This window comes from Sphingomonas sp. SRI_018, from assembly GCF_057586275.1.
In genome coordinates, this window is record NZ_JBYCZO010000002.1 from 127417 (window position 1) to 150385 (window position 22969).

General features: G+C 69.3%; 25 protein-coding genes. 10 read left to right on the top strand and 15 right to left on the bottom strand.

Annotated features, from left to right (window positions below; all coding sequences use genetic code 11):
- Positions 1 to 19: 19 nt before the first annotated feature.
- Positions 20 to 367: a GFA family protein gene (locus AC2YHA_RS12525; protein WP_487401837.1), complete on the top strand. Its 348-nt coding sequence runs from the start codon at positions 20 to 22 to the stop codon at positions 365 to 367.
- Complete coding sequence (locus tag AC2YHA_RS12530) at positions 368 to 739, top strand: tRNA-binding protein (protein WP_487401838.1); 372 nt, start codon at positions 368 to 370, stop codon at positions 737 to 739.
- On the opposite strand, the gene AC2YHA_RS12535 is transcribed toward AC2YHA_RS12530, so the two are convergent.
- From AC2YHA_RS12535 to ribH, 3 genes are read right to left on the bottom strand one after another with little or no spacing between them, the layout of a single operon-like run.
- Positions 736 to 1218, bottom strand: a complete 483-nt coding sequence (locus AC2YHA_RS12535) for a hypothetical protein (protein WP_487401839.1) — start codon at positions 1216 to 1218, stop codon at positions 736 to 738. The two genes, AC2YHA_RS12530 and AC2YHA_RS12535, sit on opposite strands and share 4 nt — an antisense overlap.
- A complete protein-coding gene (locus AC2YHA_RS12540; protein WP_487401840.1) occupies positions 1215 to 1757 on the bottom strand; it encodes a GNAT family N-acetyltransferase in 543 nt (180 codons plus the stop codon). The genes AC2YHA_RS12535 and AC2YHA_RS12540 overlap by 4 nt, the downstream gene beginning before the upstream one ends.
- Positions 1754 to 2179, bottom strand: a complete 426-nt coding sequence (gene ribH, locus AC2YHA_RS12545; RefSeq protein ID WP_487401841.1) for a 6,7-dimethyl-8-ribityllumazine synthase — start codon at positions 2177 to 2179, stop codon at positions 1754 to 1756. The genes AC2YHA_RS12540 and ribH overlap by 4 nt, the downstream gene beginning before the upstream one ends.
- A 115-nt stretch (positions 2180 to 2294) precedes the next feature.
- Between ribH and AC2YHA_RS12550 the strand changes: the two genes are divergently transcribed.
- The 4 genes from AC2YHA_RS12550 (at position 2295) to AC2YHA_RS12565 (ending at position 4341) form a co-directional block, all read left to right on the top strand.
- Positions 2295 to 2624, top strand: a complete 330-nt coding sequence (locus AC2YHA_RS12550) for an ArsR/SmtB family transcription factor (RefSeq protein WP_487401842.1) — start codon at positions 2295 to 2297, stop codon at positions 2622 to 2624.
- Positions 2621 to 3097 (top strand): SRPBCC family protein, encoded by a 477-nt coding sequence (locus AC2YHA_RS12555; RefSeq protein ID WP_233784576.1) that lies wholly within the window; start codon positions 2621 to 2623, stop codon positions 3095 to 3097. Before AC2YHA_RS12550 ends, AC2YHA_RS12555 begins: the two co-directional genes overlap by 4 nt.
- 222 nt (positions 3098 to 3319) lie before the next feature.
- Entirely contained in the window at positions 3320 to 4087 is a 768-nt protein-coding gene (locus AC2YHA_RS12560; protein ID WP_487401843.1) for a DUF899 domain-containing protein, read from the top strand.
- Complete coding sequence (locus AC2YHA_RS12565) at positions 4084 to 4341, top strand: hypothetical protein (protein WP_487401844.1); 258 nt, start codon at positions 4084 to 4086, stop codon at positions 4339 to 4341. Before AC2YHA_RS12560 ends, AC2YHA_RS12565 begins: the two co-directional genes overlap by 4 nt.
- On the opposite strand, the gene ribB is transcribed toward AC2YHA_RS12565, so the two are convergent.
- The 6 genes from ribB to gltX form a co-directional block, all read right to left on the bottom strand.
- A complete protein-coding gene (gene ribB, locus AC2YHA_RS12570) occupies positions 4287 to 5429 on the bottom strand; it encodes a 3,4-dihydroxy-2-butanone-4-phosphate synthase (protein ID WP_487401845.1) in 1143 nt (380 codons plus the stop codon). The two genes, AC2YHA_RS12565 and ribB, sit on opposite strands and share 55 nt — an antisense overlap.
- Entirely contained in the window at positions 5416 to 6039 is a 624-nt protein-coding gene (locus tag AC2YHA_RS12575) for a riboflavin synthase (RefSeq protein ID WP_487401846.1), read from the bottom strand. The genes ribB and AC2YHA_RS12575 overlap by 14 nt, the downstream gene beginning before the upstream one ends.
- Positions 6039 to 7034, bottom strand: a complete 996-nt coding sequence (gene ribD / locus AC2YHA_RS12580; RefSeq protein WP_487401847.1) for a bifunctional diaminohydroxyphosphoribosylaminopyrimidine deaminase/5-amino-6-(5-phosphoribosylamino)uracil reductase RibD — start codon at positions 7032 to 7034, stop codon at positions 6039 to 6041. The genes AC2YHA_RS12575 and ribD overlap by 1 nt, the downstream gene beginning before the upstream one ends.
- Positions 7022 to 7369, bottom strand: a complete 348-nt coding sequence (locus tag AC2YHA_RS12585; RefSeq protein ID WP_487401848.1) for a hypothetical protein — start codon at positions 7367 to 7369, stop codon at positions 7022 to 7024. The genes ribD and AC2YHA_RS12585 overlap by 13 nt, the downstream gene beginning before the upstream one ends.
- 59 nt (positions 7370 to 7428) lie before the next feature.
- Complete coding sequence (locus AC2YHA_RS12590) at positions 7429 to 8103, bottom strand: energy transducer TonB (RefSeq protein ID WP_487401849.1); 675 nt, start codon at positions 8101 to 8103, stop codon at positions 7429 to 7431.
- A 99-nt stretch (positions 8104 to 8202) separates the two neighbouring features.
- On the bottom strand, positions 8203 to 9528 hold the full coding sequence (gltX, locus tag AC2YHA_RS12595; protein WP_487401850.1) for a glutamate--tRNA ligase: 1326 nt from the start codon (positions 9526 to 9528) through the stop codon (positions 8203 to 8205).
- Between the two features lie 138 nt (positions 9529 to 9666).
- Between gltX and AC2YHA_RS12600 the strand changes: the two genes are divergently transcribed.
- A complete protein-coding gene (locus AC2YHA_RS12600) occupies positions 9667 to 10602 on the top strand; it encodes a ribose-phosphate pyrophosphokinase (RefSeq protein ID WP_233784567.1) in 936 nt (311 codons plus the stop codon).
- Here AC2YHA_RS12600 and AC2YHA_RS12605 read toward each other — a convergent pair.
- Together AC2YHA_RS12605 and AC2YHA_RS12610 are read right to left on the bottom strand one after the other, a co-directional pair.
- Positions 10599 to 11141 (bottom strand): SixA phosphatase family protein, encoded by a 543-nt coding sequence (locus AC2YHA_RS12605; protein ID WP_233784566.1) that lies wholly within the window; start codon positions 11139 to 11141, stop codon positions 10599 to 10601. The two genes, AC2YHA_RS12600 and AC2YHA_RS12605, sit on opposite strands and share 4 nt — an antisense overlap.
- Complete coding sequence (locus AC2YHA_RS12610; RefSeq protein WP_487401851.1) at positions 11138 to 13837, bottom strand: ATP-dependent DNA helicase; 2700 nt, start codon at positions 13835 to 13837, stop codon at positions 11138 to 11140. Before AC2YHA_RS12610 ends, AC2YHA_RS12605 begins: the two co-directional genes overlap by 4 nt.
- A 153-nt stretch (positions 13838 to 13990) precedes the next feature.
- Between AC2YHA_RS12610 and AC2YHA_RS12615 the strand changes: the two genes are divergently transcribed.
- Complete coding sequence (locus tag AC2YHA_RS12615; RefSeq protein WP_487401852.1) at positions 13991 to 15052, top strand: class I SAM-dependent methyltransferase; 1062 nt, start codon at positions 13991 to 13993, stop codon at positions 15050 to 15052.
- 68 nt (positions 15053 to 15120) lie between these two features.
- Positions 15121 to 16710 carry a lysine--tRNA ligase gene (locus AC2YHA_RS12620; RefSeq protein ID WP_487401853.1) on the top strand — a complete coding sequence of 530 codons (1590 nt, stop codon included), beginning with the start codon at positions 15121 to 15123 and terminating at the stop codon, positions 16708 to 16710.
- Here the strand turns inward: AC2YHA_RS12620 and AC2YHA_RS12625 are convergent.
- Positions 16685 to 18175, bottom strand: coding sequence for a DUF389 domain-containing protein (locus AC2YHA_RS12625; protein WP_487401854.1), 1491 nt, complete (start codon positions 18173 to 18175; stop codon positions 16685 to 16687). The genes AC2YHA_RS12620 and AC2YHA_RS12625 overlap by 26 nt on opposite strands.
- Positions 18176 to 18256: 81 nt before the next feature.
- Between AC2YHA_RS12625 and nhaA the strand changes: the two genes are divergently transcribed.
- Entirely contained in the window at positions 18257 to 19486 is a 1230-nt protein-coding gene (gene nhaA / locus AC2YHA_RS12630) for a Na+/H+ antiporter NhaA (protein ID WP_487401855.1), read from the top strand.
- Positions 19487 to 19492: 6 nt separating this feature from the next.
- Here nhaA and AC2YHA_RS12635 read toward each other — a convergent pair whose 3' ends face one another.
- The 3 genes from AC2YHA_RS12635 to AC2YHA_RS12645 all read right to left on the bottom strand — a co-directional run bounded on the left by AC2YHA_RS12635 (position 19493) and on the right by AC2YHA_RS12645 (position 22937).
- On the bottom strand, positions 19493 to 20281 hold the full coding sequence (locus tag AC2YHA_RS12635; protein WP_233784560.1) for a DUF2189 domain-containing protein: 789 nt from the start codon (positions 20279 to 20281) through the stop codon (positions 19493 to 19495).
- Positions 20282 to 20356: 75 nt separating this feature from the next.
- Positions 20357 to 21754 carry a glycoside hydrolase family 28 protein gene (locus tag AC2YHA_RS12640; RefSeq protein WP_487401856.1) on the bottom strand — a complete coding sequence of 466 codons (1398 nt, stop codon included), beginning with the start codon at positions 21752 to 21754 and terminating at the stop codon, positions 20357 to 20359.
- Positions 21755 to 21788: 34 nt separating this feature from the next.
- Positions 21789 to 22937: a glycosyltransferase gene (locus tag AC2YHA_RS12645; protein WP_487401857.1), complete on the bottom strand. Its 1149-nt coding sequence runs from the start codon at positions 22935 to 22937 to the stop codon at positions 21789 to 21791.
- Positions 22938 to 22969 lie beyond the last annotated feature (32 nt).

The window sequence follows — 22969 nt, forward strand, 5'->3', positions numbered from 1 at the left end:
GAGGAGAGGAGATTCGCTCATGTCCGTCACCGGAAGCTGCCACTGCGGGGCCGTCAACTATACGCTCGACGAGCCGGCGCCGACCAAGGCGATGGCCTGCAACTGCTCGATCTGCCGGCGCAAGGGCTCGCTGCTCCACTTCGCCTCGGCCGATGCGGTAACGGTCGAGGGACGCGAGGCGCTCACCACCTACACCTTCAAGTCGCACAATATCCAACACCATTTCTGCACCACCTGCGGCTGCGCGCCGTTCGCCGAAGGCACGGCGCCCGACGGCAAGGCGATGGTCGCGATCAACCTGCGCTGCACCGACGGCATCGACCCGGACGCGCTCGAGATCACCCGGTTCGACGGTGCGAGCGTCTAGATGCACATGAACCATGGCGCCGGCGCGCCGCCGGCGGCGACGATCGGCTTCGACGATTTCCTCAAGGTCGACATCCGCGTCGGCACGATCGTCGAGGCTCGCGAATTCCCCGAGGCGCGCAAGCCCGCCTATCGCCTGACGATCGACTTCGGCGACCCGATCGGATGCAAGGCGTCGTCGGCGCAGATCACCGAGCATTACACGCCGGAGATGCTGGTCGGGCGGCAGGTGGCGGCGGTGGTCAACTTCCCACCGCGCCAGATCGGGCCGATGATGTCCGAGGTGCTGACGCTCGGTTTCCCGGACGAGAACGGCAAGGTCGTGCTGATCGGCCCGTCGCACGAGGTGCCGAACGGCGGCCGGCTGTTCTAGTCGGCCGCTTGATCGAGCGCATCGATCCGGGTCGTGACCCATCGCCGGATCGGCCTCGTGCCATTGATCAGCACGAGAGCCGGCACGATCAGGATCGCCGGCCACTCGACTGCGACGCTGAGCAGCACGAATCCGATGACGAGCGTGACGATCACCACCCCGGCGAAAGCCCGCTGCGTGTTCTCGTCCAGGATCACTCGGCGAGGGCCCTTGAGATCGTAGAGCGATGAGGTCGTCAGGATCGGACGGCCGCTACGGTCGTCGACCGAGCGCGGCGCCGCGCTGACCACCGCGCTCGTCACGCGATCGAGCATCCGGTCGACCGGATCGGGGCCCTCGCCCATCCGTCGCTCGTCGGGCACGCGCGTGCGATCGGGCGGTGGCGCCGAGGCTGCTTCCCTGCCCGTGCGGGTATCGATCACTACCAGCCGCCGGCCGCGCTCGATCACCTTGTAGCGGCTCGGCGGCGCGTCGGTCACAATGCTGCGCGGCGGGCCCGCCATTGGTCGGCGGTCTGACCCCAGCGATCGACCCGCACGTCCTGGAGCGGTGGCGGCAGCCTGGTCGGGCCGCCGTTGGTCGATCCCAGCCGCTCGGCGAGGCGGATCGAGCGGACATTGTCGGGATGGATGGTGTGGATGATCTCGGTCCAGCCGAGCACCTCGACCGCATAGTCCATCGCCGCGACCGCGCCCTCATAGGCATAGCCCTTGCCGGCGAACGCGCGGGCGACGCCCCAGCCGACCTCGGTGCCGGGCCAGCCTTCCGGCGCCCAGGGGCCGAGCCGGCCGACCCATTGGCCGGTGGCGCGCTCGATCACCGAGAACATCGAGAAGCCGGAGACCGCCCAGGCGCCGGCCATCTCGGCCAGCCCGCGCCAGGCGTTGGCGCGGTCCCTCGGCCCGCCGAGGAAGCGCATCTGCTCCTCGTCCGCGGCGAACGCCGCCCACGCCTCGAAATCCGAGCCGTCGAGCGGCCGCAGCATCAGCCGCGGCGTGAAGAGGATCGGGCCGGTCATGCGACCCCGAACCGCTCCCTGAGCGCGAGCATCGCCAGCGCCGCCCTGGCCGCGCCGCCGCCCTTGTCGGCCTGCGCGGGATCGGCGCGGACGATCGCCTGTTCCTCGGTCTCGACGGTCAGGATACCGTTGCCGATCGCCAGCCCGTCCATGGTCAGCGCCATCAGCCCGCGCGCGCTCTCGTTGGAGACGATCTCGAAATGATAGGTCTCGCCGCGGATCACCACGCCGAGCGCGACATAGGCGTCGTAGCGCCCCGTCTCCGCCGCCAGCGACACCGCGCCAGGCGCCTCGAGCGCGCCCGGAACGGTGACCGTCTCATGGCTGTGCCCCGCTGCCTCGATCGCCGCGCGCGCGCCGGCGAGGAGCAGGTCGTTGAGGTGGTCATAGAACCGCGCCTCGACGATCAGGACATGGGCCATCTTCCGTCACTCCGTTCGCTTGAGCCCCTCCGGTAGAAGAAGAGCCCGGGCTTCGGCAACGGCGGAGTTAATATTAGTGTTGACTAATGAATTAGCATAGGCTAATAGGATTCGCATGATGCAGGTCGCCGGCCTCGACACCGTGATGCGCGCCCTCGCCGATCCCACGCGGCGGGCGGTGTTCGAGCGCATCGCCCGCTCCGACGAGGTCAACGTGGCCGAGCTGACCCGCGCAAGCGGCGTGACCCAGGGGGCGGTCTCGCAGCATCTCAAGTCGCTGAAGCAGGCCGGCCTCGTCGCCGAACGTCCGCAGGGCCGGCAGGTCTTCTACCGGGCGCGGCCGGAAGGGCTGGCGCCGCTGTTCGACTGGCTGAACCATTACGACGCCTTCTGGCGCGAGCGGCTCGGCAACCTGCGCACGTTGTTGAAGGAGATCGATCCATGACCGTCGGAGACCTGGCAACGCACTCGGAGCAGATCGCGGTCGACGAGGTGTTCCCGCACGCGCCCGAGGTGATCTGGGCGACGTTGACGCGGCCGGAGCTGATCGCGCGCTGGCTCAACATGACGCCCGCCGGCTTCGAGCCGGTGGTCGGCAACCGCTTCACCTATCAGACCTCGCCCGGCGGCAAATGGGACGGGACGATCCGGTGCGAGGTGGTGGAGGTGATCCCCAACCGGCGCCTCGCCTATTCGTGGAAGGGCGGACATGCGGAGAACCAGGGCTATGGCTCGCTGCTCGATACCGTCGTCACCCTGACGCTTGAGCCCGTCGAGGGCGGAACCCGGCTGCGCGTCGTCCATTCGGGCTTCGTCCTGCCGCGCAACGAGACGGCCTATCGCAACATGAGCGGCGGCTGGACGCAGGTCGTCCATCGGATCGGCGAACTGTCGGGCGAGCAGAGCGCAGCGCGATGACGGGCCTGGGTCGCGTTGACATTCAGCGTCGAGACCGTCGCGCGGGCTCCAAACAGCCGTCATGCCGGGCTTGACCCGGCATCCAGGGCCATGGGGGACACCGCTTGTGGCTCTGGATGCCGGGTCAAGCCCGGCATGACGATGGTTTACCGCGGTTTTACCGCGGCCGTCACCGAAACGCCTGAATGTCAACACGACCTAGGCCCAGCAGGAGTGAAGGCCATGCAGCAGGAACTGCCGAAGACCCATCCGCCGATCGTGTCGCCCGAAGAATGGCGCGCGGCGCGCGAGGCGATGCTCGTCAAGGAAAAGGCCCATACGCGGGCGCGCGACGCGCTCGCCGCCGAGCGGCGGCGGATGCCGTGGATGGCGGTCGAGAAGGATTATGCGTTCGAGGGGCCGGACGGCCGGATGAGCCTGCTCGACCTGTTCGAGGGCCGGCGGCAGCTGATCCTCTACCGCGCCTTCTTCGAGCCCGGCGTGTTCGGCTGGCCCGACCATGCCTGCCGCGGCTGCTCGCTCGGCGCCGACCAGGTGTCGCACCTCGCGCACCTCAATGCCCGCGACACCACGCTCGCCTACGCCTCGCGCGCGCCGCAGCCCGACATCGCGCGGCTGAAGGCGCGGATGGGCTGGGCGATGCCGTGGTACACGATCACCGACAGCTTCGACGCCGATTTCGGCGTGGACGAATGGCACGGGCACAATGTCTTCATCCGCGACGGCGAGCGCATCTATCGCACCTATTTCACCGACAACCGCGGCGACGAGGCGTTCGGGACGGTGTGGAGCTACCTCGATGTGACGCCGCTCGGCCGGCAGGAGAGCTGGGAGGATTCGCCCGAAGGCTATCCGCAGGACCCGCCGTACAAATGGTGGAACTGGCACGACAATTACGACGCCGAGGCCAGGCCCGACCCCAAATGGGTCGAGATCTCGGACGCGGGCGAGGCCGCGTTCCGCGATCCCGAGGCGAAGGCGAAGACGTGAACGGCGCGCGCTGGCTCGGCCTCGCCGCGATGCCGGCCTGTGCGGCGATGGCGCTGCACAGCGCCGTCCAGGGCAGCGCCGCCGACATGCTCTGCTCGGCGGCAGGCGCTTCGCCGCTCGGCGGGATGACCGCGATGTGGGTGCTGATGAGCGTGATCCACGCGCCGCCGTGGATCCGCCTGGCATCGCGGCGGGAGCGTCAGGCCGGGCCGCAGCAGTCCACCGCCCGCTCCCCGACGATCGACAGGCCGTAGCCGTCGAGCCCCACCAGCGTGTGGTGGGTGTTGGTGAGCAGGATCATGTCGTGCACGCCGAGCTCGGTCAGAATGGTCGCGCCGACGCCATAGTCGCGCAGCTCCTCCATGTCCTTCTCGGCAAGCGTGCCGGCGCGCGCCTGCAGCGCCATAGTGAAGCTGTCGGCGCGGGTCGGATTGAGCACCACCACCACGCCGGCGCCTTCCGCGCCGATCATCTCCATCGAGCGGCGCAGCATCCCGCCGCGCTCGCCGCCTTCGCCGAAGATGTCGGAGAAGGGCGAGAGCACGTGCATGCGCACCAGCGTCGGCTTGGCGGGATCGACCCTGCCCTTGATCAGCGCGACCTGCTCGGTTCCGGTCGCCTTGTTCCAGAAGGTGATCGCGGTCCACTCGCCGCCCCATTGGCTGGTGAAACGCACCTCGGCGCGCTTCTCGACGAGATGGTCGTGGCGGCGGCGGTAGGCGATGAGGTCGCGGATCGTGCCGATCTTGAGATTGTGGTGCTGGGCGAAGGCGACGAGGTCGTCGAGCCGCGCCATCGTCCCGTCCTCGTTCATGATCTCGCAGATCACGCCCGAGGGATTGAGCCCGGCGAGCCGCGCGACGTCGACCGCCGCCTCGGTATGACCGGCACGGACCAGCACCCCGCCCTCGCGCGCGACCAGCGGGAAGACGTGGCCGGGGGTGACGATCTCCTCGCGCCCCTTCGACGCGTCGATCGCGACCGCGACGGTGCGCGCGCGGTCGGCGGCGGAGATGCCGGTGGTGACGCCGTCGCGCGCTTCGATCGAGACGGTGAAGGCGGTCTCGTGCCGCGTGCCGTTGTTGCGGCTCATCAGGTCGAGGCCGAGCTGGTCGACCCGCGCCTTGGTCATCGCCAGGCAGATCAGGCCGCGGCCGTACTTCGCCATGAAGTTGATCGCGTCGGGCGTCGCCATCTGCGCGGGGATGACGAGGTCGCCCTCGTTCTCGCGGTCCTCGTCGTCGACGAGGATGAACATGCGGCCGTTGCGCGCCTCGTCGATGATCTCCTCCGGCGAGGAGAGGAAGGCGTGGCGCAGGCGGGCCAGCTCAGGCTTCGGCATCGGTCAGGGACTTTCTGGCTTGCTCCATCCGCTGGAGATAGCGGGCCAGCACGTCGATTTCGAGGTTGACCGGCTGGCCGGGCTCGATCGCGCCGAAGGTGGTGACCTCGGCGGTGTGCGGGATGATGTTGAGGCCGAACGCGACGCCGTGCGCCGTATCCGTCACCTCGTTGACGGTCAGCGACACGCCGTCGACGGTGATCGAGCCCTTGGGCGCGACGAACGGGGCGAGCTCGCGCGGCGCGGCGATGACGACGCGGTGCGACCCGCCTTCCTCGCGCACGCTCGCCACTTCGCCGATACCGTCGACATGGCCGGTGACGATATGGCCGCCCAATTCGTCGCCGAGCCGCAGCGCACGCTCGAGGTTGAGGCGCCGGCCCGCGGTCCACTGGCCCTGGGCGGTGCGGCTCACCGTCTCGCCGGACACGTCGACCGCGAACCAGCCCGGTCCCTTGTCGACCACCGTCAGGCATACGCCCGAACAGGAGATCGACGCGCCCAGGTCGATGGTGGCGGTGTCGTAGCCCGTCTCCACGATCGCGCGCAGGTCGCCCTGCTGCTCGACCGAACGGATGGTGCCGATATCGGTGACGATTCCCGTAAACATCAGTCGCGCTCGTAGACCTCCAGGGTGTCGGTGCCAAGCTGACGCCGGTCCACGCGCCGCCAGCGGCCGTGCGCCGCCTCCAGGTCTGTCAGGCCCAGGTCGCCGAGCGCCTGACGGCCGCCGATCAGGATCGGAGCGCGGTAGAGGAGTAGCCGATCGACCAGCTCCGCACGGAGGAAGGAGGCGGCGGTCTCTGCACCCCCCTCCACCAGCAGATGGTCGATTCCCAGCCAATCGGCGATATCGGCCGGATTCTCCAGCGTGTGCCAATTCTCCGCCTCATGAGAATTGGCAAATGGTGGGAGGGGACGATTCGTCAGAACGAAGCGGCGAGGTGCGCGGCTTTTGCTCAAGCCAGGCAGGCGCACGTCGAGGATCGGCTTGTCCGCATCAAACGTCCCGCGCCCGACCAGGATCGCCTCGTGCCGTGCGCGTTCGAGATGCGCGTGCGCCCGCGCGGCAGGGCCGGTGATCCAGCGGCTCGCACCATTGGCAAGCGCGATGCAGCCGTCGAGCGAGGTCGCGAGCTTGAGCGTGACATGCGGCCGGCCGAGCGCGCGGCGGGTGAGGAAGCCGGCCATCGACCGCCGCGCTTCCGCCGCGCCAATTCCCGTCTCGACGGCGACGCCGGCTGCCCGCAGCCGCTCGATCCCGGCACCGCCGGTGCGTGGATCGGGATCCTCGAGCGCCGCCACGACTCGTGCGATGCCCGCCTCGGCCAGCAGCGTCGAGCAGGCCGGTCCGCGCGGCGAGACATGGGCGCACGGCTCCAGCGTCACATAGGCCGTCGCCCCGCGCGCCGCCTCACCGGCCTCGGCCAGCGCCATCGCCTCGGCATGAGGGCGGCCGCCGGGCTGGGTCCAACCGCGTCCGACCACGCGCCCGTCCTTCACGATCACGCAGCCGACGTTGGGATTGGGTGCCGTCCGCCCGCGCCCTCGTTCGGCCAGCGCCAACGCCGCGCCCATCCAGCGCGGATCGCTCACAGGCCCCATTTCTTGAGCGCGTCGTCGTATCTCTTGAACTGTTCCTGCCGTTCCTTGGCCCTGCGCTCCGCCTCGGCCTTGCGCGCCAGCTCCTTGGGCAGGTCGATCTTCTGCTGGGCGCGGATCTCCTCGTCGGTGCGGGTGAGCGGCCAGCTCTGGAAATAGGTGATCTCGCGCTTGTAGACGCGCTCCTCGTGTGAATCGTGGACGAAGCCGGCGATCAGCAGCGTCGTCACCACGATCGACAGGAACAGGAACACCAGCTCATAGGGCTGGCGCTGCGACAGGAAGATACGCAGATCCTGGATCGCTCGAAAAGGCGAGAAGCGGGCGAAATAACGCATTGCGCCGCATAACATAGGCGCCGGGGAGGCTCGCCACCACCCCCGGCGCCATGTCGCGGTCAGGCGTCGGTCAGGTGGAAGCCGAGCCGCATCGTCCGCCAGCTCTCGAACGGTATGCCGTCACGAGTCGCCGGCTTGAACCGCCAACGGGACAGCGCCTGGCGCCTGGTCGCCTGGAAGAAGCTGTCGTGCGGACTGCTCACCAGTTCGATCGCCTTCACCCGGCCGTTGGTGCCGACCAGCACCTTCACGACCACCTGGCCCTCCAGTCCGGCACGGCGCATGTCGGCCGGATAGTCAGGCTGGAGATCGTCGGCGTAGCGCGAATCGATCTCCGGCACGGTCACCACCGGCAGCGGCTTGGGCGGATCCACGGTGACGCCGCCGCCAGTGCCGGTCCCGGTTCCCGGCGGAGTTCCAGTATCGGGGGGCAGGATCACGTCCGTGGTGTCGACCCGATCGGTCGGCTTCGTGGGCACGTCGACCCTTTTTGGCGGAACATAGGGATCGATCGGGCGCGGTGCCTCGACCGTCTTCGTCGGCTCGACTTTAGGGATCGGCGGCGGAGGCGGCGGAATCGGGATGTTGATCGCCTCGATCGGGTCCCAGTTGATGACCTTCGGCAGCTCGGGCGCGGACCAGATCAGCGCCGCGAGCAGCGCTGCGTTGATTCCCACCGCCATCGTCAGCCCCGCGGGGCTCATCTTCGTACGATTCGCACGGTCTGCGTACATTGTCCTCTCCTTCACGCCGGGCGATCCGGTTGAGGGATGATACAACATTACACAATCGTCACAAAGCGATTTCAGGCGGGAGAAGAACGGTGGCGGGCCCTAGCTGGCGCTCCGTAGCCGTTCGACCGCGCGGTCGCGGCCGATCAGCGGGAGCAGCGCCGCCATGTCGGGGCCGTGGTCGCGGCCGGTGAGGGCACGGCGGAGCGGGAGGAACAGCGGCTTGCCCTTGCGGCCGGTGCGGTCCTTGAGCGCGGCGGTGAGCGCGTGCCAGGGATCGGCGGACCAGTCGATCTGCGCGGCGACCGTCGCCGCTTCGATGAGATAGGTGCTGTCCTCGGGATCGCCGGAAGCGGCGATCGGACCTTCGATCACCGCCCACCAGTCGGCGGCATCGGCGACGCGCTCGAGATTGGGGCGGATCGCCTCCCATGCCGCCTCGCCCATGCCGACGGGCAGACGGTCACGCACCGCCGCGTGGGGAAGCTGATGGACGATCTTGGCATTGATCCCGGCGAGCTCCGCTTCGTCGAATCGCGCCGGCGCGCGGCCGAAATGGCTGAAGTCGAAGCCGGCGATCAGCGGCGTGCGGTCGATCAGCGGCTCGACCGGCTGGCTGGTGCCGATGCGTGCGAGCAGCGCGATCACCGCCTCCGGCTCGATCCCCGCCTCGCGGAAGTGATCGACGCCGAGCGAGCCGAGCCGTTTGGAGAGCTTGCCTTCGCTGCCGGTGAGCAGCGCCTCGTGGGCAAAGGCGGGTGGCGCGGCGCCGAGCGCGTGGAACATGTCGATCTGGAGCGCGGTATTGGAGACATGGTCTTCGCCGCGCACGACCTGAGTCACACCCATGTCGATGTCGTCGATCACCGAGGGGAGCAGGTAGAGCCACGAGCCGTCGGCGCGGCGGACGACGGGATCACTCATCGCCTCCGCCGCGAAATGCTGGGGACCGCGGATGAGATCGTCCCACTCGAGCAGGTCGCCGCCGAGCCGGAAGCGCCAGTGCGGCGCTCGCCCCTCGTCCTCGAACGCCGCCTTCTCGGCCTCTGTGAGGCGGAGCGCGGCGCGATCGTAGATCGGCGGCAGGCCGCGCCCGAGCAGGATCTTGCGCTTGAGATCAAGCTCCTGGCTTGTCTCATAGGCCGGATAGACCCGTCCCGCCGCCTTCAGCTCCTCGAAGCGCGTCTCATAGCGGTCGAACCGCGCCGACTGCCGCTCCTCGCCGTCGGGCATCAGCCCGAGCCAGGCGAGGTCTGCCCGGATCGCTTCGACGAACCGCTCCTCGGAACGCTCGCGATCGGTATCGTCGATACGCAGCAGGAAGCGCCCGCCCTGCTTCTTCGCCCACAGCCAATTGTGGAGCGCAGTACGGATGTTGCCGACGTGCAACCTGCCGGTCGGGCTCGGCGCGAAACGGGTGACGATCATCGGCGCGGCCTAGACCGCCGGGCCGGCAAGCTCAACGGCGACGGGCGGTGCGGGATCACCATCGCCTTGCCCTGACCCCGTTCCACCCCCTAAGGCGCGTCTCATAGCGTAGAAGCGAGGCGACGGGAGGCCCTCACCATGAAACTTCTGACGGGCAATTCGAACCTGCCGCTGGCGCAGGCGATCGCCGATTATTGCGAGAGTCCGCTGACCAAGGCGAGCGTGCGCCGCTTCGCCGACGAGGAGGTGTTCGTCGAGATCCACGAGAACGTCCGCGGCGAGGACGTGTTCGTGCTGCAGTCGACCTCCTATCCCGCGAACGACAATCTGATGGAGCTGCTGATCTGCATCGATGCGCTCAGGCGCGCGTCGGCGCGGCGGATCACGGCGGTGCTCCCCTATTTCGGCTATGCCCGGCAGGATCGGAAGCCCGGCCCGCGCACGCCGATCTCGGCGAAGCTGGTCGCCAACCTGATCACCACCGCGGGGGCCAACCGCGTGCTGTCGGTCGACCTCCATGCCGGGCAGATCCAGGGCTTCTTCGACATCCCGACCGACAACCTCTTCGCCGCGCCGGTGATGTCGGCCGACATCCGCAGCCGCTTCCCGGACAAGAACTGGATGGTGGTGTCGCCCGACGTTGGCGGCGTGGTGCGCGCGCGTGCCCTCTCCAAGCGGCTCGACAACGCCCCGCTCGCGATCGTCGACAAGCGCCGCGAGCGTGCCGGCGAATCGGAGGTGATGAACATCATCGGCGAGGTCGAGGGGCGCTTCTGCATCCTGATCGACGACATCGTCGATTCGGCCGGCACGCTCTGCAACGCCGCCGCGGCGCTCAAGGAGGCGGGGGCCGAGGGGGTGGTCGCCTATGTGACGCACGGCGTGCTCTCGGGCGGCGCGGTGGCGCGCGTCGAGGGATCGGCGCTCCAGGAGCTGGTGATCACCGACACGATCGGCAACCATGAGATCATCGCCGCCGCCAAGAAGGTCCGCCACCTCACCATCGCCCCGCTGATCGCCGAGGCGATCAAGCGCATCGCCGACGAGAGCTCGGTTTCCAGCCTGTTCGATTAGTCCCTCCCGGGCCCGAGGCTCGGATCGAGGTCGCGGGGACGCACGAAGCGGGTCAGTGTCGCCTCGCCCGGACGCGCATCAGCCCAGCGATCGATCTCGAAGGTGAGCACGGCAACGCTGCCGGTGGGGAACTTCGCCTCGACCTCGCTGCGCAGCGCGTCGCCCGCGCTGTCCGGGACGAGCAGCAACGCCAGCTCCTCCAGGCCCGGATTGTGCCCGACCAGCATCACCCGGCCGGCGGCGTCGGACAGCTCGTGGATCACGTCGAGCAACGTCGCGGGGGAGGCGAGATAGAGCCGCCGGTCCCACGTCGGCACGAGATCGCGGCCATAGCCCTCCTCGACCCCCTCCAGCGTCTCAGTCACGCGCACCGCCGGCGAGGCGACGACCTGGTCGAACGCCAACCCCAGCGATCTCAGGCTGTGGCCGATCGCCACCGCGGCCCGATGGCCCTTGGCGTTGAGCGGCCGGTCGAAATCGCGGGCGACGGGATCGTCCCAGCTGGACTTGGCGTGGCGGAGCAGGGTCAGCGTCTTCACGAGGGCTGCTTCTGCCGAAGGTCCGTGACGGATGGAAGACGGCAGCGCTCGACCGCCTCGTCAAGCGTGACGCGCCGCACGGGCGTGCCGGGCGGGAAGGCGGTGAGCAGCCGCGACGGCACGGCGGCGGAGAGCAGCACGAACCGCCCCTGATCGTCGGCGCGGCGGATGAGGCGGCCGAACGCCTGCGCCAGCCGGGCACGGACGATGCGATCGTCATAGGCGCTGCCCCCGCCCGCCATGCGGCGCGCGGCGTGAAGCACGGTCGGCTTGGGCCAGGGCACGCCCTCCATCACCACCAGCCTGAGCGAATGACCGGGCACATCGACTCCGTCCCTCAGCGCGTCGGTGCCGAGCAGCGAGGTGCGCGGATCGTCGCGGAAGATATCCACCAGGGTGCCGGTATCGATCGGGTCGACGTGCTGGGCGAGCAGCGGCAGCCCCTCGCGCGCGAGCCGGTCGGCGATGCGAGCGTGCACGCCACGGAGCCGGCGGATCGCGGTGAACAGGCCGAGCGTGCCGCCGCCCGCCGCGACAATCAGCCGGGCATAGGCATTGGCGAGCGCGGCCAGGTCGCCGCGCTTGACGTCGGTCACCACCAGCACTTCAGCATGGGCGGCATAGTCGAACGGGCTCGGCACCTCGAAATGCGTCGCCGGCTGAGGGAGGTGGATTGCACCACTCCGCGCATCGGCGACATCCCAGTCACCGCCGGCCTTGAGCGTCGCCGAGGTGACCAGCGCGCCGTGTGCCGGCTCCAGCACCGTCCTCGCGAAGGGCCGGCTGGGGTCGAGCCAATGGCGGTGGAGGCCGACGTCCCATTCGCGCCCCTCGCTGCGGTCGACCGCGAGCCAGTCGACGAAGTCGGGATCGGCCGGCCCGCCGATCCGGGCGATCAGCGACAGCCAGGCGCCGACCGTCTCGGTGCGCCAGCCGAGCGAGGCGATCGCCCCCTCAATCCGCGCGCGCGCGGGGCCGTCCATCCAGTCGGGATCGTCCGCCAGCACCGCTTCCAGCCGCCGTCCGAGCGCGACCAGCGGGCGCACCAGCGCGTCGAGCGCGGCACCGGCCGGCCCTGCCGCCTCAACCAGCGCGGCGTCGGGCTCAGCAAGCTCGGTCTCGAGGCCGTAGCCGGCGTCCTCCTCCTTGGCGGCGCGAGCGTAGACGAGGCCGCGCACCGCGGCGAGCAGCGCCTCGACCGGGCCGAACGGCGCCCCCTCCGCCAGCCGGCCTAGCCAGCCGTCGGACGGCAACGCCCGCGCCGCCTCGACCGCGTCCTGGATCGCGCGGCCGCCCTCCTCGTCATAGCTGGCGACGTCGCTGAGCCGCGCCGCCAGCCCGCGCCGGCGGCCGCGCGCAGTGCCCTCCGGGCCGGTGACCCAACGGCGCAGCTCGATTGCCTCGCCGCCGGTCAGCGCCGCGGCGAACATCGAATCGGCGGCGTCGAACAAGTGATGGCCTTCGTCGAAGACGTAGCGGGTCGGCCGGCTCGCGGTCTCGCGGCCGCGGGCGGCGTTGACCATCACCAGCGCATGATTGGCGATGACGATGCTCGCCTCGGCGCTGGCGCGGGTCGCGCGCTCGATGAAGCATTTCCGGTAGTGCGGGCAGCCGGCGTAGATGCACTCGCCGCGCCGGTCGGTGAGCGCGGTCGATCCGTTGCGGCGGAACAGAGTCGGCAGCCAGCCGGGCAGATCGCCGCCGACCATGTCGCCGTCGGCGCTATAGGCCGCCCAGCGCGCGACGAGTTGCGCCAGGATCGCGGCGCGGCCTGCGAAGCCGCCCTGCAGCGCATCCTCGAGGTTGAGCAGGCACAGGTAATTCTCGCGCCCCTTGCGCGTGACGACGCGCAGGTTGCGCTCGGCCGGATCGGGATAAAGCCGCACGGTCTCGTGCGCCAATTGGCGCTGCAGCGCCTTGGTGAAGGTCGACACCCACACCGCGCCGCCCGCCGCCTCCGCCCACAGCGAGGTGGGGGCGAGATAGCCGAGCGTCTTGCCGATCCCGGTCCCTGCCTCGGCCAGCACGAGATTGGGCGAATCGCGCATCATCCGCGGTGCGAATGCTTTGGTCGCGGCGTCGGCGAAGGCATGCTGACCCTCGCGCCGCTCGGCCCCGGCGCCGGTAAGGGCGTTGAGGCGCGCGGAGACCTGGCCGTCGCCAATCATCACCGTGCGCGGGGCGGGGCGGGGTGCGGCCTCGCTCCATTCGGGGAGCTTCGAGAACAGCCAGCGTTCGGCCTTGTCGGGCCTGGCGAGGCGCGCGGCCACCGCCGGCGCCCACGGCCAGCGCAGGCGCTGAAGGTTCTGCGCGGCGGTCCAGGCGCCCTCGCGTTCGGGCCAGTCGGTTTCGAGCAGCTCCAGCAGCGCCCCGGCGGCACGGCGGAGGAACGGAGCGACGTCGGCATCGCTCGCCGGCGGCTCGATGCCGAGCGCCTGTGCCAGCCCCTTGGGCGTCGGCACGGCGAACACGGCCGGCCGAACGAAGGCGAACAGCTCCAGGAGATCGAGCCCATTGAGCTCGGGATGTCCCAGCCGCTGCCCGACCAGCGGCGCGTTGAGCAGGATGACGGGGGTATCAGCGGCGATCCGGATCGCCTCGCCGCGGCTGATCGCACGCGCGCCGCCCCACAGGTCGTCGTCATCGGCGATCCAGATGCCGCCATGGCTGGCGTGAAGGGCGGGATGGGGCAGCATCACCTCTGCTTAGACTGGTCGGAACGATTGAGGAACAGCTCAACCTACCCTTATGGCTGAGCTTCTCCATTTCGTTCCGCGATTGGGGACAGAACGGCTATCATCCGGTCCGCAGCCGCCCTTCCGAATCCAATGACCCGAAAGGCATGCACGATGGCCAGCGCGATCGATGAAACGAAGCTTCATGCCTTCGTCGGCAAGATGCTGGGCGATCTCGGCGGAGCGATGAGCGTGCCGACGGTCCGCATCGGCCTGCGGCTCGGATTGTTCGACGCGCTTCAGCAGGGGCCCGCCACCGCCGGCGAGCTCGCCGCGCGCGCGGGCGGCCTGCACGAGCGCTACGTCCGCGAATGGGCGCTGGCGCAGGCAGCCAATGGCAACATCGACTATGACGCGTCCGCCGACCGCTTCAGCCTGTCGCCGGAGCAGGCGATGGTGTTCACCCTCGCCGACAGTCCGGTCTACCTGCCCGGCGCGTTCGAGCTGGTCGCGGCGATGATCGAGGCCGAGCCGCGGGTCGAGGATTGCTTCCGCCGCGGCACCGGCGTGCGCTGGGGCGATCATGCCGGCTGCCTGTTCTGCGCGACCGGCGCCTTCTTCCGGCCCGGCTACGTCAACAACATCGTCCAGAACTGGATTCCGGCGCTGGACGGCGTCGAAGCCAGGCTGCGCGAAGGCGCGCGCGTGGCGGATATCGGATGCGGAGTCGGCTTCTCGACATTGCTGATGGCAGAGGCCTATCCCGAGAGCAGCTTCGTCGGCTTCGATTTCCATGAACCCTCGATCGAGGAGGCGCGCCGTCACGCGGACCATCACGGCCTGTCCGACCGCGTCCGCTTCGAGGTCGCCCAGGCGAAGGAAATCGCCGAGGAGGGTTTCGATCTCGTCACCATGTACGATTGCCTGCATGACATGGGCGATCCGCGTGGCTGCGCGGCTCATATGCGCCGGATTCTTGCCGAGGGCGGCAGCTGGATGATCGTCGAGCCGATCGCGGGCGACACACCTGCCGACAACATGAACCCGGTCGGGCGGCTCTACTACAACGCCTCGACCATGATCTGCATCCCCACGTCGCTCGATCAGGAAGTGGGCGAAGGGCTCGGCGCACAGGCGGGCGAGCGACGGCTCGGCGCCGTGATCCGGGACGGCGGCTTCACACAGGTGAGGCGGGCGACCGAGGGGCCCTTCAACATGGTGCTCGAAGCCCGTTGAGACCTACGGCCTTCGGTTCGGTGCTGGTGCTGGCGATTGCGGGCGCGCTTCGCTAGACGCACGCGGTCATGACCGTTTCACCCGAACTCCGAACCGCCGCCCTCGAGTCCAAAGCCTGGCCCTATGAGGAAGCGCGCAAGCTGCTCAAGCGCTGGCCGGAGGGGAAGCCGGGCGGAGAGGCGATCCTGTTCGAGACCGGCTACGGCCCCTCGGGCCTGCCGCACATCGGCACCTTCAACGAGGTGCTGCGCACGACGATGGTGCGCAACGCCTTCCATGCGCTCAGCGACCGGCCGACGCGGCTGATCGCGTTCAGCGACGACATGGACGGCCTGCGCAAGGTGCCGGACAACGTCCCCAACAAGGAGATGTTGGCCGCCAATCTCGGCAAGCCGCTGACGCGTATCCCCGATCCGTTCGGCAAGTACGAGAGCTTCGCGCATCACAACAATGCGATGCTGCGCGAATTCCTCGACCGCTACGGCTTCGACTATGAGTTCGCGTCGTCCACCGACTATTACGGCTCGGGACGCTTCGACGAGGCGATTCGCAACGTGCTCAGGAGCTGGCAGGCGATCCTCGACATCATGCTGCCGACGCTGCGCGCCGAGCGCCGCGCCACCTATTCGCCGGTGCTGCCGGTCAGCCCCAGGTCGGGCGTGGTGCTGCAGGTGCCGGTCGAGGTGGTCGATGCCGACGCCGGCACCATCGCCTTCGAGGACGAGGGCGAGCGGATCGTCCAGTCCGCGCTCGGCGGCCTGTCCAAGCTCCAGTGGAAGGTCGACTGGGCGATGCGCTGGGTGGCGCTCGGCGTCGACTATGAGATGGCGGGCAAGGACCTGATCGATTCGGTGATCCAGTCGGGCAAGATCGCCCGCGCGCTCGGCGGACGGCCGCCCGAGGGCTTCAACTACGAGATGTTCCTCGACGAGAAGGGCGAGAAGATCTCCAAGTCCAAGGGCAACGGCCTGTCGATCGAGCAGTGGCTGACCTATGGCCCCGACGAGAGCCTCGCCTTCTACATCTACCGCGAGCCCAAGAAGGCCAAGTCGCTGCATTTCGGCGTGGTCCCGCGCGCGGTCGACGATTACTGGCAGTTCCGCGCCAACTATCCCGGCCAGCCGATCAAGGAACGGCTTGGCAATCCCGTCCACCACATCCACGACGGCAAGCTGCCGGAGGGGACGCTGCCGGTCACCTTCGGGCTGCTGCTCAACCTGGTCGGAGTGATGGGCGAGGCGACCAAGGAGCAGGTGTGGGGATACCTCCGCAACTACGTCCCCGACGCCACGCCCGAGAACCAGCCCGAGCTCGACCGGCTGATCGGCTATGCGCTGGCCTATGCGCGCGATTTCGTGGCGCCGACGCTGAAGCGCCGCGCGCCCGAGGGGGTGGAGGTCGCGGCGCTGGAGCGGCTCGATGCCGAGCTCGCCGCGCTGCCCGAGGACGCCAGCGCCGAGGACATCCAGAACATCGTCTACGAGATCGGCAAGGCGCAGTTTGGAGAACTGGGCGGTTTCGCCGAGCTGCGCGACTGGTTCAAGGCGCTCTACGAGACGCTGCTGGGATCGAGCCAGGGGCCGCGGATGGGGAGCTTCATCCGGCTCTACGGCATCGCCAACAGCCGCAGGCTCATCGCGGAGGCGCTGGCTCGCTGACCGGCACCGCCCAGGCGAGCCGCACCGGCGCCTCGCCGCCGGGATCGCGGATCGCCTCGACGCCCGCCTCGGCCAGCGCGCGCGCCACCGTCTCGACCTCTTCGGCGGGGCCGCTGACCCGCATCGCCTCGCCGCGCCGCGCGGCGGCCCAGGCGGCATCGCCGATCGCCGCCCTGCCGATCGCGCTGGGGACGTCGCCGTCGAAGGGCACGATGCCGGGCGTGGCCGGCGGCGGCACGAGATGGACGGACCAGCCGTCGGCTCCCTGTGCGAGCCGCACCTCGAGCGCGTGATAGGCGGCGAGCCCCGCCCCGGGCAGCGGATCGGCGCGGACGAACGCCTGGCGCTTGCCCGAATCGATCAGCACCTGACCGCGGTTCACCCCGGCGGCGAGCGCCAGCCCCTCGGCGAGGCGATTGGCCAGCGGATCGGCGGCCGCAGGGGCGGTCGCGCCGGCCTGCTGGATCGCCGCCGCCTCGGCCTGGCCGACGCCGACGCGATACTGGTCGATGGTCATCGCCGCGGGGCGGCCGACGAGGCGCGCGAACTCAGCGGCGGCGGCGCTTTCGGCGTCGTCGCGATAGCTGGGCGTCAGCACGCTGGCGCGGACCGCGAGCGGCTGCGCGCCGAAATCGACGTCGATCTGGCTGATCCGCGCCTTGTCGGGAAAGGCGCTGGCGACCGCGGCGCGCGCCTGACGGCCGGCGAGGCCTTCCCAGGCGATCTGGCGCAGGGTGAGCCCGAGCGGGACCGCCAGCGCGACGAAGGTCGCGACGATGAACGCGCTCTGCCACAGGGTCTGCTCGGGCGTCAGGCGCGGGCCGAAGCCGTAGAGGCGCGCCATCACCGCGCCCGACAGCGCGATCGTCACGAAATTGGTGATGAAGAGGAGCAGCGCGCCGAAGAACACCGTCCCGTTGGCGGTGGCGAGCCCGAAGCCGACGGTGGCGAGCGGCGGCATCAGCGCAGTGGCGATGGCGACGCCGACGATGGTGCCGGCACGGCTGCGGATCGTCGCATAGGCGCCGGCCAGCGCGGAGAACAGCGCGACGAGCAGGTCGAAGAGGTTGGGCCGGGTGCGCGCCGCGATCTCGCTGGTCACGTTCTGGAGCGGCGACAAGAGCACGATCAGCGCGCAGAACAGGACGGCGCACACCGCTCCCGCCGCCAATGCGCCAGCCGAGCGGCGGATATAATGGAGGTCGAGCGTCGCCAGCGCGAAGCCCAGGCCGATGATCGGCCCCATCAGCGGTGAGATCAGCATCGCCCCGATCACCACCGCCGGCGACGACAGCAGCAGGCCGAGCATGGCGATGCCGGCCGACATCAGGATCATGAAGACGTAGCGGCCGTTCCAGCCGGCATCCTCATGGATACTCTCCAGCACCTCGCGATGCTCGACCTCGGCGATGACGTTGGCGCGCCACCAGCGCGCGAACACGGCGACGGGGGAAGGGCGATCCATCGCCCGAGCTTATGCGGTTTTGAGCGCGCCCCACAACCGGTTCGGCTTTGCCGCACGGGACCAGTCGGTTAGGACGGCACCATGGATGAGCGCACGACCCCGAAGGCGATCCGGCCTGCCGTTCGCGTGGTTTCGCTGACGCGCGACTTCCTCGCGACCGAAGCGGCGGGCGGCATCCTGCTGATGGGCGCGGCGGCGCTGGCGATGATCGTCGCCAACTCGCCGCTCGCGCACGGCTATTTCGAGGCGCTGCATTTCGAGACCGGGCCGGTGCTGTCGCCCAAGCTCGGGCCGATGAGCGTGCACCTGTGGATCAACGACGCATTGATGGCGGTGTTCTTCCTGCTGGTCGGGCTGGAGATCAAGCGCGAGGTGGTCGACGGCGGCCTGTCCAGCGCCGAGCGGCGGCGGCTGCCGCTGATCGCGGCGGCGGCGGGGATGCTGGTGCCGATGGCGGTCTATTTCGCGGTCGCGGGCGGCCATCCCGAGCTGCATCGCGGCTGGGCGATCCCGGCGGCGACCGACATCGCCTTCGCGATCGGCGTGCTGGCGCTGCTCGGCGATCGCGTGCCGGCGTCACTCAAGCTGCTGCTGACCGCGCTCGCCATCGTCGACGACATGGGCGCGGTGGCGATCATCGCGGTCGGCTATACCGAAGGGCTGAACCTGCCCGCGCTCGCCGCAGCAGCGGGAATCGCGCTGGCGATGTGGGCGATGAACCGGGGCGGCGTGAAGGCGCTGTGGCCCTATTTGATCAGCTTCCTCGCGCTATGGCTGGCGACGCTGATCTCCGGCGTGCATGCGACGATCGCCGGAGTGGTGGCCGCGCTGACCATCCCAATCACCAAGTCGCCCGCCGCGCCCGACGATACGCATTCGCCGCTCCACCGGCTGGAGCATGCGCTGCACCCTTGGGTCGCCTATCTGATCGTGCCGCTGTTCGGCTTCGCCAATGCGGGGGTATCGCTGTCCGGCATGTCTCTCGCCACGCTCGGCGAGCCGCTGGTGCTCGCGATCCTGCTCGGGCTGTTCGTCGGCAAGCAGGCCGGCATCCTCGGCGGCATCGCGCTGGCGGTGAAGCTCAAGATCGCGCCGCGGCCGCGCGGCTGCGGCTGGCGGCACCTCTACGGCATGGCGCTGGTCGCCGGGATCGGCTTCACCATGAGCCTGTTCATCGGCGGTCTCGCTTTCGCGGACCCGCTGCTGCAGGACCAGGTGAAGGTCGGCGTGCTGGTCGGGTCGCTGCTGTCGGCGCTGCTCGGCGTGATCGTGCTGCGGTTGGGGCCTCCGCAGGCAGCCCAGCCCGACTGATCCCGATCAGCGCACGACCAGCTTCGTATAGAGGTGCCAGGTCGCGTAGCCGAGCACCGGCAGGACCACCGCCAGCCCGACGAAGAAAGGAATCGTACCGACGATTAGCAAGGCGGCGACGATCAGGCCCCAGCGGAGCATGACGCCCCGGTTGGCGGAAACGGCGCTGAGCGAAGTGTCGACCGCCGTCCGCGCGTCGACGTCCTTGTCGACCAGCATCGGCATGGACACGACGCTCACTGCCAGCACCGCGGCCGCGAAGGCAGCACCGAGGAGATTGCCTGCTATGATCAGCGCCCAGCCCTCCGGGGTGGTGAACAGGCGGGATACGAACGCGCCCACGCTCTCCGGAGCGGGTCCCATCAGCGCGAAGTAGAGCGTGGCGGCAGCCGTCACCCACGCGCCGAAGATCGCCAGCAGGACACCGGTCACGACGGCGATCGAATCGAAGGCGGGCCGCTTCGTCACGTCGAGGAAGTGCGACCAGTCGGCCGCGAGCCCTTGCTCGCGGCGCCGCGCCAGCTCGTAGAATCCTATGGCGGCGGCGGGCCCCAGCAGGGAGATGCCGGCCGCGAGCGGAAAGAACAGCGGGATCAGCGACCCGCGCAGCGCCACGATCGCCGCAATGAAGCCGACCATCGGATAGATGATACCGACGAAGATCAGATCGCCGCGCCGGTCCATGAAATCACCCCAGCCCTCGCGGAGGGCAGCTCTGAGATCAGACGTGGTGATGGTGCGGACCTCAAGGGCCTGGGCAGGACGATCGATGCCTTCGACCTGAGCGATTGCCATGACGCGCTCCTTCGAGCCCCCGCCCGGCGATCATACGCTTTCGGCGGCGCAGCGGCAATGTTTGCAGAGTAGCGATCAGTTCGGCCGGCCCGAGTCCATGCCCAGCCGATAGGGCGGCTCGGCTGCGAGCACCGGCGCCGGGCGCTCCGGCGGGACCAGCGGCGCAGCGTCGTCGAGGCCGCGGCCGGCGACGTTGGCCGCGGCGAGTTTCGGGCCGGCGAACCCGCTCACCTCGACATGCTCGATCCGCACGCCCCGCATGTTGGCGAGCGCGATGCCTTTGCCGCAGGTGCCGGTGACGTCGCGCAGCGTGAAGCCGTCGAGCGATTTGTCGGGGTGGATGTTCACCGCCTCGACCAGGACCGGCACGTCCTTCACCCGGATGCGCTCGAAGGTGAAATTGGCGAGCCGCGGCACGCCGTCCATGCCGGGCACGGGGAATTGGTCCTGCTTGCCGCTGTCGAGGAAGTTGAGGCGCAGGAAGCCGTTGCCCGCGCCCGACACCTCGAGGTCGCGCATCGTGATGTCCTCGATGAAGGCACCGCGTCCCGGGCGGCTCTTGAGGTAGATGGCGAAGGTGTAGGCGAGCAGGCATTTGCAGCGCTCGACTAGGACGCGGCGGATGCCGCCCGAAGTCTCGCTGCCAATGCCGATGCAGGCCCAGCGATGGTCGCGGAAGGTGCAGTCGGCGATCGTCACGTCCTCGGTCGGGCGGCCGATCATGCTGCCTTCCATCCCGCGCCCGGACTTGAGCGAGATGCAGTCGTCGACCGTGTCGAAGTCGCAATGCTCGATCGCGACGCGGCGGCAGCTGTCGACGTCGATGCCGTCGGCATTGCCCTTCACCGTCAGGCCGCGGAATAGTGCGTCCTCGCAATAGACCGGGTGGATCGACCACATGTCGTTCTGCTGCGTGTCGAGGTCGGTGACGTTGAGCCCCTGCACGCCGACGAACTCGAGTAGCGCGGGGTGGCGGAGACCGGAGGTGGCGACGCGGCCGCGGATCGCCGGCGATCCGACGATGCGGCCCTTGCCGACCAGCGCGACGTTGCGCGCGTCCTGCGCCCAGACGAGGCCGATATGACCGGGAATCCAGCGGCCCTCCCAGCGGACCTGCGTCACCGGATAGTCGCGGACGTCGGGTGAGCCCTGCAGCGTCGCGCCCTCTTCGATCCTGAGCGTGGTGTCGGATCCGATCCGGATCGCGCCGGTCAGGAAGGTGCCGCCCGCCAGCACCACCTCGCCGCCGCCGAGCACGGCCGCGCGGTCGAGCGCCTGCTGGACGGCGGCGGTATCCCTGGCGATGCCATCGCCTCTTGCGCCGAAGTCGCGCGGGTCGAGGCGGACGCCGTTCGCCGCCGGCTTGGTCGGCTTCGGGCGTGCCGGCTCTATTCGCGAGCGGGCCAGCAGCGGTCCGGCGCCGGCAGCGAGCGCGCCCGCAGCGGCAAGGACGGTCCGGCGGTCGGTCGGCATCGGCATCCCCCCTTCGATCGGTCTCCGCCGAAGTCTATCTCGACCGCCAGGTGAAGACCGAGGTCGCGGCATAGTTCCACACCGCGCCGACCAGGATGCCGGCGAGCCCCGCCGCCCACCAGCCATAGTCGTAATCGGCGAACAGATAATTGGCGATGCCGACGTTGGCGATCGCGCCGATCGAGCAGGCGGCGACGAAGGTGAGCAGGCCGCGCACGATCTGCCGGGCGCCCTTGAGGCGACGGTCGCGGTAGGTGAGGGTGTTGTTGACGAAGAAGTTGAAGATCATCGCCAGTACCGTCGCAATCGACTGCGCCCACAGGAACGGCGGATAATGCGCCTCCATCATGATCGTGAGTGCGCCCATGTGGACGAACACGCCAAGGCCGCCGATGAACATGAACGACAGGAAGCGCGCCGGCACGACATGGCCGATCAGCTTGTCGACGAGCAGCAGCAGATATTCCCAGGTGATCAGCGCATCGAGCTTGCTCTCGCCGGCCTCGCGCGGACGGAAGCAATAGGGGACCTCGACCGTGCGCAGCGGCCGCTCGGCCGAGGCGCAGATGTCGAGCAGGATCTTGTAGCCCTGGCCGGAGAGTTCGCGGACGGCGGAGTCGAACGCGGACCGCGTGATCGCGAAGAAGCCGCTCATTGGATCGGAGATGTCGGCGCCGGTGACTAGCCGCGCGAGGCGCGTCGCCACCGCGCTCACCCGCGCCCGCTGCGCGTCCCAGCCTCCGATGCTCCCTCCGGCGGCGTAGCGCGAGCCGATCGCCACGTCGGCGGCGCCGTTTTGCAGCAGGTCGAGCATCTGAGGCAGGATGCGCTCGTCGTGCTGGAGATCGGCGTCGATCACGGCGACATAGGGGGTGGAGGTGCTGAGCATCCCCTCCGTCACCGCGGTAGCGAGCCCGCGCCGGCCTATGCGGTGGAGCATCCGCACACGCCCGTCGCGCGCCGCCATCTCCGCGATCGCCTCGCGGGTGCCGTCGGTCGAGTCGTCATCGACGAACACCACCTCGAATGGAATGCCGGCGAGCGCCGCCTGCAGCGCGTCATAGAGCCGGCTGACGTTGTCGCGCTCGTTGAACGTCGGCACGATCACCGAGAGGATCGGTATGGGCGCCGGTGAAAGGTTCGACGCGTCGATCTTCGATTCGGCCATCGGGCTGCTGCTCATCGCGGCGGCCTTTAGCCGATATCGGCGGGAAG

Excerpts from the sequence above, each read along its gene's own strand:
- ribB (WP_487401845.1), bottom strand. The coding sequence starts at position 5,429 with ATGCCGAAGCCTGAGCTGGCCCGCCTGCGCCACGCCTTCCTCTCCTCG.
- AC2YHA_RS12640 (WP_487401856.1), bottom strand. The coding sequence starts at position 21,754 with ATGCCGACCGACCGCCGGACCGTCCTTGCCGCTGCGGGCGCGCTCGCT.
- AC2YHA_RS12550 (WP_487401842.1), top strand. The coding sequence starts at position 2,295 with ATGATGCAGGTCGCCGGCCTCGACACCGTGATGCGCGCCCTCGCCGAT.
- gltX (WP_487401850.1), bottom strand. The coding sequence starts at position 9,528 with ATGATCGTCACCCGTTTCGCGCCGAGCCCGACCGGCAGGTTGCACGTC.
- AC2YHA_RS12620 (WP_487401853.1), top strand. The coding sequence starts at position 15,121 with ATGACCGTTTCACCCGAACTCCGAACCGCCGCCCTCGAGTCCAAAGCC.
- AC2YHA_RS12560 (WP_487401843.1), top strand. The coding sequence starts at position 3,320 with ATGCAGCAGGAACTGCCGAAGACCCATCCGCCGATCGTGTCGCCCGAA.
- AC2YHA_RS12590 (WP_487401849.1), bottom strand. The coding sequence starts at position 8,103 with ATGTACGCAGACCGTGCGAATCGTACGAAGATGAGCCCCGCGGGGCTG.
- AC2YHA_RS12585 (WP_487401848.1), bottom strand. The coding sequence starts at position 7,369 with ATGCGTTATTTCGCCCGCTTCTCGCCTTTTCGAGCGATCCAGGATCTG.
- nhaA (WP_487401855.1), top strand. The coding sequence starts at position 18,257 with ATGGATGAGCGCACGACCCCGAAGGCGATCCGGCCTGCCGTTCGCGTG.
- AC2YHA_RS12635 (WP_233784560.1), bottom strand. The coding sequence starts at position 20,281 with ATGGCAATCGCTCAGGTCGAAGGCATCGATCGTCCTGCCCAGGCCCTT.
- AC2YHA_RS12610 (WP_487401851.1), bottom strand. The coding sequence starts at position 13,837 with ATGCTGCCCCATCCCGCCCTTCACGCCAGCCATGGCGGCATCTGGATC.
- ribH (WP_487401841.1), bottom strand. The coding sequence starts at position 2,179 with ATGGCCCATGTCCTGATCGTCGAGGCGCGGTTCTATGACCACCTCAAC.
- AC2YHA_RS12530 (WP_487401838.1), top strand. The coding sequence starts at position 368 with ATGCACATGAACCATGGCGCCGGCGCGCCGCCGGCGGCGACGATCGGC.
- ribD (WP_487401847.1), bottom strand. The coding sequence starts at position 7,034 with ATGGGGCCTGTGAGCGATCCGCGCTGGATGGGCGCGGCGTTGGCGCTG.
- AC2YHA_RS12625 (WP_487401854.1), bottom strand. The coding sequence starts at position 18,175 with ATGGATCGCCCTTCCCCCGTCGCCGTGTTCGCGCGCTGGTGGCGCGCC.
- AC2YHA_RS12645 (WP_487401857.1), bottom strand. The coding sequence starts at position 22,937 with ATGAGCAGCAGCCCGATGGCCGAATCGAAGATCGACGCGTCGAACCTT.
- AC2YHA_RS12525 (WP_487401837.1), top strand. The coding sequence starts at position 20 with ATGTCCGTCACCGGAAGCTGCCACTGCGGGGCCGTCAACTATACGCTC.
- AC2YHA_RS12600 (WP_233784567.1), top strand. The coding sequence starts at position 9,667 with ATGAAACTTCTGACGGGCAATTCGAACCTGCCGCTGGCGCAGGCGATC.
- AC2YHA_RS12555 (WP_233784576.1), top strand. The coding sequence starts at position 2,621 with ATGACCGTCGGAGACCTGGCAACGCACTCGGAGCAGATCGCGGTCGAC.
- AC2YHA_RS12615 (WP_487401852.1), top strand. The coding sequence starts at position 13,991 with ATGGCCAGCGCGATCGATGAAACGAAGCTTCATGCCTTCGTCGGCAAG.
- AC2YHA_RS12540 (WP_487401840.1), bottom strand. The coding sequence starts at position 1,757 with ATGACCGGCCCGATCCTCTTCACGCCGCGGCTGATGCTGCGGCCGCTC.
- AC2YHA_RS12575 (WP_487401846.1), bottom strand. The coding sequence starts at position 6,039 with ATGTTTACGGGAATCGTCACCGATATCGGCACCATCCGTTCGGTCGAG.